Genomic DNA, 12,059 nt, shown 5'->3' on the forward strand with positions numbered 1-12,059 from the left:
CTGACACTAGTGTCACCTGGCCTGATGCCATCGCGGGGCAAGCCCGCTCCCACGTTTTTATCTCCTAGAAGTGCGTGACCCATGCAAAGCAGCAGCACCCAATTTCCCGTCGCGTTGCTCAGCGCCGAGCGCCGCGGCGACCTCAGCGAAGACGTCTACCGGATCAAGGCCGGCAACAGCCCGGACCCGAGCGTCGAGTTGGCCGTCACCCGCCTGGGGCTGGCCGACCAGGGCCGCGCCCAGGGCGTGCCGGTCGTTCTTGTGCATGGCAGTTTTTCCAACCGGCGCTTCTGGTATTCGCCCAAGGGCATCGGCCTGGGCGCCTACCTGGCTCGCGCCGGGTTCGATGTCTGGATCCCCGAGATGCGCGGCCACGGCCTGTCGCCGCGCAACCGCGAATGGCGGCAGAACCGTGTGGCCGACTATGCGCGCTACGACCTGCCGGTGATCGCCGCGTTCGTCCAGGAGCAGGCCGGGCAGGCGCCGCACTGGGTTGGCCATTCCCTCGGTGGCACCACCCTGGCGGCAGCCTTGGGCAGCGGTTGCCTGGCGCCCGGGCAGGTGGCCAGCGCGGCCTTCTTCGGTACCCAGGTCAGCCGGGTGTACTGGCCGTTGAAGGTGCCGCCGGTGGAGTGGGGCGCGCGTCTGCTGCTCAAGCGTTTCGCGCAGATTTCCGGTTCGCGGCTCAAGCGCGGCCCCGAGGACGAGCCGATTGGCCTGGCCCTGGAAAGCCTGCGCTGGAATGGCTTGTTCGGTCGCTTCGGCGACAAGGACCGCGACTGGTGGGCGGGGCTCGCCGACGTGGCGCTGCCGGTGCTGGCGGTGGCTGGCGCCGGGGACTTCCAGGACCCGGTGTGGGCCTGCCGCAAACTGTTCGACCAGTTGGGCGGCGACAGCAAGCAGTTCCTGCGCCTGGGGCGCGAGGAGGGCTTCGAGGCTTTCGGGCATGTCGACATGCTGGTCAGCAAGGCCGCCCAGGCCCAGGTCTGGCCGTTGGTGGAGCGCTGGTTGCGCGATCCGCTGTTGCCGGTGCATGCCTCGACCGTGGTGATGGCGCCGGTGCCCGCCAATTGAAGGTGCGTCCCATCGCGGGGGCGGGCGATAAAAATGCCATGACCCACCGGTCTCGGATGACTGCCAGCCCTCCTGCGGTGTAGCCTTGCTGGCACACCCGCTTTCGTTGTGACTGACAGGAGTTTCCCATGCAGCATTACGTAACGCCCGACCTGTGCGACGCCTACCCGGACCTGGTGCAGGTGCTCGAACCCATGTTCAGCAACTTCGGTGGCCGTGATTCGTTCGGCGGCCAGATCGTCACCATCAAGTGCTTCGAGGACAACTCGCGGGTGAAGGAGCAGGTCGAGCTCGACGGCAGGGGCAAGGTCCTGGTGGTCGATGGCGGCGGCTCGCTGCGCCGCGCGCTGCTGGGTGACATGCTCGCCGAAAAGGCCGCCAAGAACGGCTGGGAAGGCCTGCTGATCTACGGCTGCGTGCGTGATGTCGATGTGCTGATCCAGACCGATGTCGGCGTGCAGGCCCTGGCCAGCCACCCGATGAAGACCGACAAGCGCGGCATCGGCGACCTCGACGTGGCGGTGACCTTCGCTGGCGTCACCTTCCGCCCGGGTGAGTACCTGTATGCCGACAACAACGGTGTGATCGTCTCGCCAAGCCCGCTGAAAATGCCTGAATGACGCGTTGCCCGCTGATGGAGCTTTGATGTTCGAGGAAGACAACGCGCAATGGGGGCTGGTGCATGCCCTGGTGCTCGACGGCAAGGGCGGCGCGCGTTCGATCGCCCGTACCGAACTGGACGGCCTGCAATTGCAGGCCGAGGAAAGCCTCTGGCTGCACTGGGACCGCAGTCACCCGCAAACCCGTGGCTGGCTGCTGCATGACAGTGGCCTGAGCGAGTTCGCCTGCGACCTGCTGCTGGAGGAGAACACCCGTCCGCGTCTGTTGCAGATGGCCAACGAACAGATGCTGCTGTTCCTGCGCGGGGTCAACCTCAACCCCGGGGCCGAGCCCGAGGACATGGTCTCTGTGCGTATCTTCGCCGAGGCGCGGCGGGTCATCTCGCTGCGCCTGCGGCCCTTGCGCGCCAGTGACGAGGTGCTCCAGCAGCTAGACGAGGGCAGGGGGCCTAAATCGGCCGCCGAGCTGCTGTTGCTGATGGCCGAGTTGCTCACCGAAAAGGTCCAGGCTCTGGTCAGCGACCTGTCGGAAGCGGTCGATGTAGAGGAAGAGAAGGTAGAGTCCGACGAACGGTATGCCCCGGAACAAGGCAGCCTGCAGCAGATCCGCCGCCGCGCCGCTGGCTTGCGCCGTTTCCTCGCCCCGCAGCGGGATATCTATGCCCAGTTGTCGCGCAACAAGTGCAGCTGGTTCGCCGACCCCGACAGCGACTACTGGAACGAATTGAACAACAGCCTGATCCGTTACCTCGAGGAGCTCGAGCTGGCCCGCGAGCGCGCCGCGCTGGTGCTGGAGAGCGAGGACCGGCGCCGCAGCGAGCGGATGAACCGGACCATGTACCGCTTTGGCATCATCACCTGCATCTTCCTGCCCATGAGCTTCATCACCGGGCTGCTGGGCATCAATGTCGGCGGTATTCCGGGCGCCGACAGCCCCTATGGCTTCTTGTTCGCCAGCTTGATCGTGCTGGGGCTGGCGGTTGGGCAGTGGTTGCTGTTCCGGCGGTTGCGGTGGGTTTGACATCGAAGGGGCTGCTGCGCAGCCCATCGCGACACAAGGCCGCTCCTACAGGGATCGCGCTTGCCTGTGGGAGCGGCCTTGTGTCGCGATGGACTGCGCAGCGGCCCCTGAGTCGTGGCCAGCTGAGGCAATTTGAAACATTCGTCCCAGTGGCAGGTGTGACCCGTCGTCACCAGCCCTCGTCTTTGACTGACATTGCGCGAGGTGCCCATGCACGATCCGTTTGAAGAATCCTTGCGCGACCTGCTCAAGGCGTCGCCGTCCGGCGAGACCCGCGACGACGCCGCCTGCCTGGGTCGCGTGCTCAAGACCGCCAACCGCCAGGTTGGCGCGGGCGATCTGTTCAGCTTGCTTGGCCGTTGGAGCCAGGCGCTGCTGATCGCCGTGAACAATGGCTCGGCGCATGTCGCGCCGGTGCGTCGCAACTCTACCCGCAAGCCTGCCGCCGGCAGCAAAGCAGATAAGGCCGATTGAATATGGAACTCGATCTCTGGACCCAGAGCCTGGTCACCGCCATGACTGCCCTTTGGACCAAGGTGGCGAACTTCATCCCCAACCTGTTCGGCGCGCTGGTCGTGGTGCTGCTCGGTTTCGTCGTGGCCAAGCTGCTCGACACCCTGTTGTCCAAGGTGCTGGCCAAGTTCGGCCTGGACCGCCTGATGAGCGGCACCGGCTTGACCAAGATGCTCGCCCGGGTGGGTATCCAGGTGCCGATCTCGACCCTGATCGGCAAGATCGTATACTGGTTCGTGCTGTTGATCTTCCTGGTCTCGGCCGCGGAATCCCTGGGCCTTGAGCGGGTCTCGGCGACCCTCGACATGCTCGCCCTGTACCTGCCCAAGGTATTCGGCGCGGCGCTGGTGCTGCTGGCTGGCGTGCTGCTGGCGCAGTTGGCCAACGGCCTGGTGCGCGGCGCCGCCGAAGGTATCGGCCTGGAATACGCCGCTGGCGTCGGGCGGATCGTCCAGGGCCTGGTGATCATCATCAGCATCTCGGTGGCGATCAGCCAGCTGGAGGTCAAGACCGACCTGCTGAACCACGTGATCGTCATCGGTTTGATTACCGTTGGTCTGGCCGTTGCCCTGGCGATGGGCCTGGGCAGCCGGGAAATCGCCGGGCAGATCCTGGCCGGGATCTACGTGCGCGAGTTGTACCAGGTCGGCCAGCAAGTGCGCATTGGCGAGGTCGAGGGGCACATCGAGGAGATCGGCACGGTCAAGACCACCGTGCTGACCGATGAGGGTGAACTGGTGTCGCTGGCCAATCGCGAGCTGCTCGAGCAGCGCGTGAATAGCCGCTAACCGCACAAAAGCTGTTAATGTATGCCGCCGCGAAATCGGCCCACGGGGCCGAGCGGCGACATTGACCTGACTGTCGGCCAGATCCGTTTTGAATAAAGTTCATTCGCCGCCCATGCGCTATGACCCCCGAGAGCTCACCGACGAGGAGTTGGTGGCGCGTTCGCATGAGGAGCTGTTTCACGTTACCCGCGCCTATGAGGAGCTCATGCGGCGCTACCAGCGCACGCTGTTCAACGTCTGCGCAAGGTACCTGGGAAACGACCGGGATGCCGATGATGTCTGTCAGGAGGTCATGCTCAAGGTGCTCTACGGGTTGAAGAACTTCGAGGGCAAGTCCAAGTTCAAGACCTGGCTCTACAGCATTACCTACAACGAATGCATCACCCAGTACCGCAAGGAGCGTCGCAAGCGCCGATTGATGGATGCCCTGAGCCTGGACCCTGTCGAAGAGGCGTCCGAGGACAAGGCACCGAAGCCGGAGGAGAAAGGCGGGCTGGACAAGTGGCTCGTGCATGTGAACCCGATCGACCGGGAAATCCTGGTGCTGCGTTTTGTCGCAGAGCTGGAATTCCAGGAGATCGCCGACATCATGCACATGGGCCTGAGCGCCACGAAAATGCGCTACAAGCGTGCGCTCGACAAGCTTAGAGAGAAATTTGCAGGGGTGGCTGAAACTTAGTCGCCTGCAAATACCTCTAACCAACCGGCAAGTTCTGCTAGACTTGCCGTCGAGTTGTCCCCCGGATGTTGGTGGGACCGCTTAACTATCACCAGATGGGGATTTAACGGATGAAATTGAAAAACACCTTGGGCCTGGCCATTGGTTCGCTCGTAGCCGCCACCTCGATTGGCGCTATGGCACAAGGCACCGGCGCTGTAGAAGTCGAAGGCTTCTACAAGAAAGAATTCTTCGACAGCCAGCGTGACTTCAAGAACGACGGCAACCTGTTCGGCGGCTCGATCGGTTACTTCCTGACCGACGACGTTGAACTGCGTCTGGGTTACGACGAAGTCCACAACGCCCGTGGCGACGACGGCAAGAACATCAAGGGCTCGAACACCGCCCTGGACGCTGTCTACCACTTCAACAACCCGTACGACGCCATCCGTCCGTACGTGTCGGCTGGTTTCTCCCACCAGTCGCTGGGCCAGACCGGCCGTGGTGGTCGTAACCAGTCCACCTTCGCCAACGTTGGCGCTGGCGCCAAGTGGTACATCACCGACATGTTCTACGCCCGTGCCGGCGTCGAAGCCCAGTACAACATCGACCAGGGCGACACCGAGTGGGCCCCGAGCGTTGGTATCGGCCTGAACTTCGGCGGTAGCCCGAAGCAAGCCGAAGCCGCTCCGGCTCCTGTTGCCGAAGTCTGCTCCGACAGCGACAACGATGGCGTCTGCGACAACGTCGACAAGTGCCCTGACACCCCAGCCAACGTTACCGTTGACGCTGATGGCTGCCCGGCTGTTGCCGAAGTCGTTCGCGTTGAGCTGGACGTCAAGTTCGACTTCGACAAGTCGGTCGTCAAGCCAAACAGCTACGGCGACATCAAGAACCTGGCTGACTTCATGAAGCAGTACCCACAGACCACCACCACCGTGGAAGGTCACACTGACTCCGTCGGCCCAGACGCTTACAACCAGAAGCTGTCCGAGCGTCGTGCCAACGCTGTCAAGCAGGTCCTGACCCAGCAGTACGGCATCGAATCGAGCCGTGTTGACTCGGTTGGCTACGGTGAGACCCGTCCGGTCGCCGACAACGCCACCGACGCTGGCCGCGCCGTTAACCGTCGCGTAGAAGCTCAGGTAGAAGCCCAGGCCAAGTAATTGGTTTGATGCTTCACGAAAAACCCGGCCTCGGCCGGGTTTTTCTTTGCCTGCGATTTCTCCAGAGAGACCTCACCCCTTTGTAGGAGCGGCTGCTCCTACAGGGCGGGTAGGGGGCTCAGTGCTTGAGCACTATCAGCAGCAACACCAGATTCAACAGCAGCGACAGCAACCCAATCGTGCGCCATACCTTCAACGGCTCGCGCTCCAGCAACGGCCGTGGCCGCTCGGCCAGTTCCTGGCGATCTCCCCGCTCCAGCAACAGCAACCACTGCTCGGCGGTCTCGAAACGCAGTGCGGGGTTGGCGGTTACCGCCTGCTCGAGGTTGCGCTGCAACCATTCCGGCAGGTCGGGACGATAGCGCCCGGCATTGACCGGGTTGCCGAAGCGCGGGCGCTGGAAGGCCTCCACTTCGCCATAGGGGTAATGGCCGGTCAGCAGGTGATAGAGCGTCACGCCGACGGCATACAGGTCCTGGCGCGGGCTCGGCGGCGCGCCGTCGAAGGCTTCCGGCGCCAGGTAGGAAGGTGTGCCAGGCAGGGCGTGGGGTTGGTCTTCGGACAGCCCCGGACAATAGGCCAGGCCGAAGTCCAGCAGGCGCAATTGGCCATCGTCGCCCAGGTGCAGGTTTTCCGGCTTGATGTCGCGGTGCAGCAAGTTGCGCCGGTGCAGTGCGCCAACCGCCTGCAGCAGCTGGCGAGCGATTTCCAGCCATTGCGCCAGGGGCAGTGGGCCATGGGCTTCGAGCTGGGCGGCGAGGGTCGTGCCGGCATATTCGCGCATCAGGTAGTACAGGTACTGGCGCTGGCTGGCCGGATGGGCTTCGGGGAAATGGCGGCCGGCAACCCGGCGCAGGAACCACTCTTCCAATAGCAGGCCCTGGACGGCCCCGGTTTCGTGTTCACGGCCTGGCGGCAAGGTCTTCAGCAACCAGGGCTGGCCTTGCTGATCGCGCACCCGATAGAGCAACGACTGTCGGCTCTGGGCCAGTAGCCCTTGTACGTGCCAGCCATCGATCCGCTGGCCTTCGCGCAGTGCGCCAGGCAGGGGCCACTGCCCCAGTTGCGCCAGGGTATCGCCGAGGTTGCTTGCGCCCAACTGCTCGACCTGCACCAGCAGGGCGCTGGCGTTGTCCTGGCTGCCGCTGTGGTGGGCGGTGGCCACCAGGGTGTCGGCGGCGTCCTGCAGGTCGGCTTGCTCACGCAGGATCGCCTGGATGCGCTGGTCGCCGACACTGGCCCAGACACCATCGCTGAGCAGCAGGTAGCATTCGCCCTCGTGCAGCTCGCCATCCAGGTAGTCGACCAGCAGGTGCTGGTCCAGGCCCAGCGCTCGCTTGAGCACATGCTGCATGCCGGGCTGGTCCCACACGTGGTCTTCGCTCAGGCATTGCAGGTGCCCGGCATGCCAACGGTAGACCCGGCAGTCGCCGACATGGGCGAGGGTAAAGCGTCGTCCACGCAGCACCAGGGCGCTGAGGGTGGTCAACAGTGGCTGGCCGTTGCCCTGGGCGCGCAGCCAACGGTTCTGCGCGCTGAGCAGGCGGTCCAGGGCCTGGGCCACGCCCCAGGTGGCGGGGGTGGCGTAGTAGTCCAGGGCCAGGGCCTGCAAGCTGGCCCGCGCCGCCAGGCCGCCGTCGGCGCACTGGCTGACGCCGTCGGCGAGCGCGCACAGGTAGCCCTTGCTGGCCGCCAGCTCTGGGGCGGGGGTGACCAGGCGCAGGGCGTCCTGGTTCTGCGCGCGCGGCCCGGTGGCGCTGGCCTGGGCGAAGCGCAGGCGCAGGCTCATCAGACCCGCGCCGCGGTGACGGCCGCCGAGCCCCAGGTGGTGCGCCAGCGTTGCTTCACGCCATGCAGGCCGAACCAGGCCAGCAGGCCGAGGCTGGCGAACAGCCACAGGCCGAGCTGGTAGTCGCCGCTGTGTTGCTTGATCGCGCCCAGGCCGGCGGCGAGCAGGAAACCGCCGATACCACCGGCCATGCCGATCAGCCCGGTCATCACGCCGATCTCCTCGCGAAAACGCTGCGGCACCAGCTGGAACACCGCGCCGTTGCCGGCGCCCAGGCCGAGCATGGCGCTGACGAACAGGGCCAGTGCCGCGACCGCGCTGGGCAGGTTGAAGCCGACGGCGGCGATGCACACGGCAGCCACGCCGTACATCGCCAACAGGGTGCGGATGCCGCCGAAGCGATCGGCCAGGGCTCCGCCCAATGGGCGCATCAGGCTGCCGGCGAACACGCAGGCGGCGGTGTAGTAGCCGGCGGTGACCGGGCTTAGGTTGTACTGGTCGCTGAAGTAGCCCGGCAGGGCGCTGGCCAGGCCGATGAAACCGCCGAAGGTGACGCTGTAGAAGAACATGAACCACCAGCTGTCACGGTCGCCCAAGGCCTTCAGGTAATCGGCCATGGCCTTGGGTCTGGGCCGTCGTGGGGCGTTGCGCGCCAGCAGGGCGAACAGCGCCAGGGTCAGCAGCAGCGGCAGCAGGGCGAAACCGAACACGTTGTTCCAGCCAAAGCCTGCGGCCAGGGCCGGGGCCAGCAGGGCGGCGAACACTGTGCCGGAGTTGCCGGCACCGGCGATGCCCATGGCCTTGCCCTGGTGCTGCGGCGGGTACCACTGCGAGGCCAGCGGCAAGGATACGGCGAACGAGGCCCCGGCGAAGCCGAGGAACACCCCCAGCAGCAGCGCCTGTTCGTAGCTGTGCACACCCAGGTACCAGGCGCAGGCCAGGGCAAGGATCACCACCACCTGGCCGAACAGCCCGGCCGTCTTGGGCGACAGGCGATCGACCAGCAGGCCCATGGCAAAGCGCAACAGCGCGCCGGCCAGAATCGGTGTGGCCACCATCAGGCCCCGTTGTTGTGCGCTCAGTTGCAGGTCGGCGGCAATCTGCACCGCCAGGGGGCCGAGCAGGTACCAGACCATGAAGCTCAGGTCGAAGTACAGAAAAGCGGCGAACAGGGTGGGCACATGCCCGGATTTCCAGAAGCTCGTATTCATCGAACACCTCGTTAGGCGCGCAAACGCAAAGACGCCGCTGCCCGGTCCACGGCCGTGGAAGGGCGAGCGACGTCTTTGTCGGGGAGTGGGGCAGCCGCCGTTGGCTACCGAAGTATTCAGAGCAAGAGGCGGGCCAATGTCGCCTGGGCATTCCGCCGGCACGGTGACGTTACCGCTACCCCAGCATCTCGGACATGGCAATGATCTGTTCGGCCACCTGGATGAGCTTTTGCTGGCGACTCATGGCCTGGCGGCGCATCAGGGTGTAGGCCTGCTCTTCGTTGCAGTCCTTGAGCTTCATTAGCAGCCCTTTGGCTTGCTCGATACGCTTGCGCTCCGCCAGTTGCTGGTCGCGGGCCAGCAATTGCGCGCGCAAGGCCTGGTCGGCCTCGAAGCGTGCCATGGCCACCTCGAGGATCGGTCGTAACCGCGTAGCGTGAATACCCTCGACGATATAGGCACTGACCCCGGCCTGGATCGCCTGGCGCATCACTCCGGGGTCGTGTTCGTCGGTGAACAGCACGATGGGCCGCGGGCGGTCGCGGCTGACCAGCACCACTTGCTCCATCACATCGCGGCCAGGTGACTCGGTATCGATCAGTACCACGTCCGGGCGCACCGTTTCGACGCAGGCCGGCAGGTCGATGCTCAGGTTGCCGGCCTCGATCACCTCGAAGCCGGCCTCGCCCAGGGCAGCCTTGAGGCGGCCGACTTTTTTCTCGGTGTCGTCGATCAGCAGGATGCGCAACATGTCCGCGTCCTCAGCGTCCAGCCCGCAGGGCCGGCGTCGTATCCAGTGCGTGCAGGGCGAAACTGCGCGCATAGCCATGGGGGTCGCTGCCGTCCCAGCGGCTGCCATCGATCAGCAGGCTGCTGCGCAGGGGCGGGTCGGCGCAGGGCACGCCCAGGGCCTGGGCGGCTTCGCGGTACAGCACCAGTTGCTGGACCTGGCGTGCCACGCCGAGGTAGTCCGGGTCGTCGCGCAGGATGCCCCAGCGGCGGAACTGGGTCATGAACCACATGCCGTCGGACAAATAAGGCAGGTTGGCCCGGCCCTGGTCGAACAGGCGCAAGCCATGCGGGTCGTGCCAGCGATTGCCCAGGCCATCCTGGTAGTCGCCGAGCAGGCGCGGCTCGATGCTGCCCAGCGGGCTGTCCAGATAGGCGCTGCCACTGAGCAGTTGCGCGGTGCCACGCCGATTGTCCAGGCTCTGCTCGATGAAGCGGGCGGCGGCCAGAACCGCGCGGATCAGCGCACGCGCGGTGTTGGGGTAATGCGTGACGAAGTCCTGGGTGCAGGCCAGGACCTTCTCGGGGTGGCCGGGCCAGATCGCCTGGCTGGTGGTCAGGGTGAATCCCTGGCCCTGGGCGACGGCGTCGGCCGACCACGGTTCGCCCACGCAGAAACCGTCGATGCGCCCGGCCTGCAGGTGGGCGCGCATCTGCGCCGGTGGCACCACCACGCTGTCGATGTCGCGCAGCGGATGCACGCCCAGGCTGGCCAGCCAGTAGTACAGCCACATGGCGTGGGTGCCGGTGGGGAAGGTCTGGGCGAAGGACAGGCGTGCGCCACCCTGGTGCACCCGCCGCGCCAGTGCCTCGGCGCTGGTCACGCCCTGGCGTTGCAGGGTGGGGGAGAGGTTGATGGCCTGGGCGTTCTGGTTCAGCCCCATGAGTACCGCCAGGGCGCAGGCCGGCCCGCCGCCCACGCCAAGGTGCACGGCGTAGACCAGCCCATACAGGCAATGGGCGGCGTCCAGCTCGCCGCTGTGCAGGCGGTCGCGCAGGCCGGCCCAGGAGGCCTGGCGGCGCAGGTTGAGGGTCAGCCCCTGTTGCTGGGCGAAGCCCTGGGTGGCGGCGACCACCACCGAGGCGCAGTCGGTCAGGGCCATGAAGCCGATGTCCAGGCAGGGCTTTTCCGGTGCATCGCTGCCGTTGACCCAGGCCAGCGGCAGTGTCGGGAGGGGTGTGTTCAAGGCATTCCTCGGGCGTTGACAGGTGGCGACACGAGGTTGGCTTTGCAACCCATGTGCCATGGCCCTGTCGCCGTGGCGACGCGCTGGCTATAATCGCCCCCTCACACACCGCGAGTCCGCCCGCCCATGTATACCCTGGCCCGCCAGCTGCTGTTCAAGCTCTCCCCGGAAACCTCCCACGACCTGTCGCTGGACCTGATCGGCGCCGGTGGCCGGCTGGGCCTCAATGGCTTGCTGTGCAAGCAGCCGGCGGCGGCACCGGTGACCGTCATGGGCCTGAATTTCGCCAACCCGGTGGGCCTGGCCGCGGGCCTGGACAAGAACGGCGCGGCCATCGACGGCTTCGCCCAGCTGGGCTTCGGTTTCGTCGAGATCGGCACCGTGACTCCGCGTCCGCAGCCGGGCAACCCCAAGCCACGGCTGTTCCGCCTGCCGGAAGCGACCGCGATCATCAACCGCATGGGCTTCAACAACCTGGGGGTCGACCACCTGCTGGCACGGGTCCGCGCGGCGAAATACACCGGTGTGCTGGGTATCAACATCGGCAAGAACTTCGACACCCCGGTCGAGCGCGCCCAGGACGATTACCTGATCTGCCTGGAGAAGGTCTACAACGACGCCAGCTACATCACGGTCAACGTCAGCTCGCCCAATACCCCGGGCCTGCGCTCGCTGCAGTTCGGCGACTCGCTCAAGCAACTGCTCGATGCCCTGGCCGAGCGACGCGAGCAACTGGCCACGGCCAACGGCAAGCGCGTGCCATTGGCGATCAAGATCGCCCCGGACATGAGTGACGAAGAGACCGCCCTGGTCGCCGCGGCGCTGCGCGAGTCGGGCATGGACGCGGTGATCGCCACCAACACCACCTTGGGGCGCGAAGGGGTCGAAGGGCTGCCGTTCGGTGGCGAGGCCGGTGGTTTGTCAGGCGCTCCGGTGTTGGCCAAGAGCACCCATACGGTCAAGGTGCTGGCGGGTGAGCTGGGCGGTAAGTTGCCGATCATCGCTGCCGGCGGCATTACCGAAGGGCGCCATGCCGCAGAGAAGATCGCTGCCGGGGCCAGCCTGGTGCAGATTTATTCGGGCTTCATCTATAAGGGGCCAGCGCTGATTCGCGAGGCGGTTGACGCGATTGCGGCGATGCCGCGGTCGTAACCGGCAGGTAATAAAAAAGGGGTCCCTCAAGGGACCCCCTGGGCCGCAGCCCGCCGCCCGGATGGGGCGCGCATGGTGACTCGAATTCAGT

At 65.7% G+C, this 12,059-nt stretch carries 12 protein-coding genes; 8 read left to right on the forward strand and 4 right to left on the reverse strand.

The genetic code is table 11. From position 1 onward, the window contains the following. Positions 1–81: 81 nt before the first annotated feature. From NJG22_RS18675 to NJG22_RS18705, 7 genes are all read left to right on the forward strand, one after another. The gene (locus NJG22_RS18675; RefSeq protein ID WP_253096542.1) at positions 82–1,074 is read left to right on the forward strand and encodes an alpha/beta fold hydrolase; all 993 of its coding nucleotides are present in this window, start codon (positions 82–84) and stop codon (positions 1,072–1,074) included. A gap of 128 nt (positions 1,075–1,202) precedes the next feature. After that, complete coding sequence (gene rraA / locus NJG22_RS18680) at positions 1,203–1,694, forward strand: ribonuclease E activity regulator RraA (protein WP_253096543.1); 492 nt, start codon at positions 1,203–1,205, stop codon at positions 1,692–1,694. A gap of 25 nt (positions 1,695–1,719) precedes the next feature. After that, positions 1,720–2,715, forward strand: a complete 996-nt coding sequence (locus tag NJG22_RS18685; protein ID WP_217853638.1) for a zinc transporter ZntB — start codon at positions 1,720–1,722, stop codon at positions 2,713–2,715. Between the two features lie 210 nt (positions 2,716–2,925). Continuing rightward, positions 2,926–3,189, forward strand: coding sequence for a CrfX protein (locus NJG22_RS18690; RefSeq protein WP_253096544.1), 264 nt, complete (start codon positions 2,926–2,928; stop codon positions 3,187–3,189). A gap of 2 nt (positions 3,190–3,191) precedes the next feature. After that, positions 3,192–4,016 carry a mechanosensitive ion channel domain-containing protein gene (locus NJG22_RS18695; RefSeq protein WP_217853640.1) on the forward strand — a complete coding sequence of 275 codons (825 nt, stop codon included), beginning with the start codon at positions 3,192–3,194 and terminating at the stop codon, positions 4,014–4,016. Between the two features lie 112 nt (positions 4,017–4,128). Continuing rightward, positions 4,129–4,695, forward strand: coding sequence for an RNA polymerase sigma factor SigX (gene sigX, locus NJG22_RS18700; RefSeq protein WP_046854750.1), 567 nt, complete (start codon positions 4,129–4,131; stop codon positions 4,693–4,695). Between the two features lie 110 nt (positions 4,696–4,805). Next, a complete protein-coding gene (locus tag NJG22_RS18705; protein ID WP_253096545.1) occupies positions 4,806–5,840 on the forward strand; it encodes an OmpA family protein in 1,035 nt (344 codons plus the stop codon). Positions 5,841–5,958: 118 nt separating this feature from the next. On the opposite strand, the gene NJG22_RS18710 is transcribed toward NJG22_RS18705, so the two are convergent. The 4 genes from NJG22_RS18710 to NJG22_RS18725 form a co-directional block, all read right to left on the reverse strand. Continuing rightward, positions 5,959–7,629 carry a bifunctional protein-serine/threonine kinase/phosphatase gene (locus NJG22_RS18710; RefSeq protein ID WP_253096546.1) on the reverse strand — a complete coding sequence of 557 codons (1,671 nt, stop codon included), beginning with the start codon at positions 7,627–7,629 and terminating at the stop codon, positions 5,959–5,961. Then, complete coding sequence (locus tag NJG22_RS18715) at positions 7,629–8,840, reverse strand: nitrate/nitrite transporter (protein WP_253096547.1); 1,212 nt, start codon at positions 8,838–8,840, stop codon at positions 7,629–7,631. Before NJG22_RS18715 ends, NJG22_RS18710 begins: the two co-directional genes overlap by 1 nt. A 175-nt stretch (positions 8,841–9,015) precedes the next feature. After that, positions 9,016–9,591, reverse strand: coding sequence for an ANTAR domain-containing protein (locus NJG22_RS18720; protein ID WP_253096548.1), 576 nt, complete (start codon positions 9,589–9,591; stop codon positions 9,016–9,018). A gap of 10 nt (positions 9,592–9,601) precedes the next feature. Continuing rightward, positions 9,602–10,816, reverse strand: a complete 1,215-nt coding sequence (locus NJG22_RS18725) for a CmpA/NrtA family ABC transporter substrate-binding protein (protein ID WP_253096551.1) — start codon at positions 10,814–10,816, stop codon at positions 9,602–9,604. Between the two features lie 126 nt (positions 10,817–10,942). Here NJG22_RS18725 and NJG22_RS18730 point away from each other — a divergent pair, with 126 nt between their 5' ends. After that, complete coding sequence (locus tag NJG22_RS18730; protein ID WP_253096553.1) at positions 10,943–11,968, forward strand: quinone-dependent dihydroorotate dehydrogenase; 1,026 nt, start codon at positions 10,943–10,945, stop codon at positions 11,966–11,968. Positions 11,969–12,059 lie beyond the last annotated feature (91 nt).

The organism is Pseudomonas sp. VA159-2, from assembly GCF_024126635.1.
Lineage (GTDB): Bacteria > Pseudomonadota > Gammaproteobacteria > Pseudomonadales > Pseudomonadaceae > Aquipseudomonas > Aquipseudomonas muyukensis.

Excerpts from the sequence above, each read along its gene's own strand:
- NJG22_RS18675 (WP_253096542.1), top strand. The coding sequence starts at position 82 with ATGCAAAGCAGCAGCACCCAATTTCCCGTCGCGTTGCTCAGCGCCGAG.
- rraA (WP_253096543.1), top strand. The coding sequence starts at position 1,203 with ATGCAGCATTACGTAACGCCCGACCTGTGCGACGCCTACCCGGACCTG.
- NJG22_RS18685 (WP_217853638.1), top strand. The coding sequence starts at position 1,720 with ATGTTCGAGGAAGACAACGCGCAATGGGGGCTGGTGCATGCCCTGGTG.
- NJG22_RS18690 (WP_253096544.1), top strand. The coding sequence starts at position 2,926 with ATGCACGATCCGTTTGAAGAATCCTTGCGCGACCTGCTCAAGGCGTCG.
- NJG22_RS18695 (WP_217853640.1), top strand. The coding sequence starts at position 3,192 with ATGGAACTCGATCTCTGGACCCAGAGCCTGGTCACCGCCATGACTGCC.
- sigX (WP_046854750.1), top strand. The coding sequence starts at position 4,129 with ATGCGCTATGACCCCCGAGAGCTCACCGACGAGGAGTTGGTGGCGCGT.
- NJG22_RS18705 (WP_253096545.1), top strand. The coding sequence starts at position 4,806 with ATGAAATTGAAAAACACCTTGGGCCTGGCCATTGGTTCGCTCGTAGCC.
- NJG22_RS18710 (WP_253096546.1), bottom strand. The coding sequence starts at position 7,629 with ATGAGCCTGCGCCTGCGCTTCGCCCAGGCCAGCGCCACCGGGCCGCGC.
- NJG22_RS18715 (WP_253096547.1), bottom strand. The coding sequence starts at position 8,840 with ATGAATACGAGCTTCTGGAAATCCGGGCATGTGCCCACCCTGTTCGCC.
- NJG22_RS18720 (WP_253096548.1), bottom strand. The coding sequence starts at position 9,591 with ATGTTGCGCATCCTGCTGATCGACGACACCGAGAAAAAAGTCGGCCGC.
- NJG22_RS18730 (WP_253096553.1), top strand. The coding sequence starts at position 10,943 with ATGTATACCCTGGCCCGCCAGCTGCTGTTCAAGCTCTCCCCGGAAACC.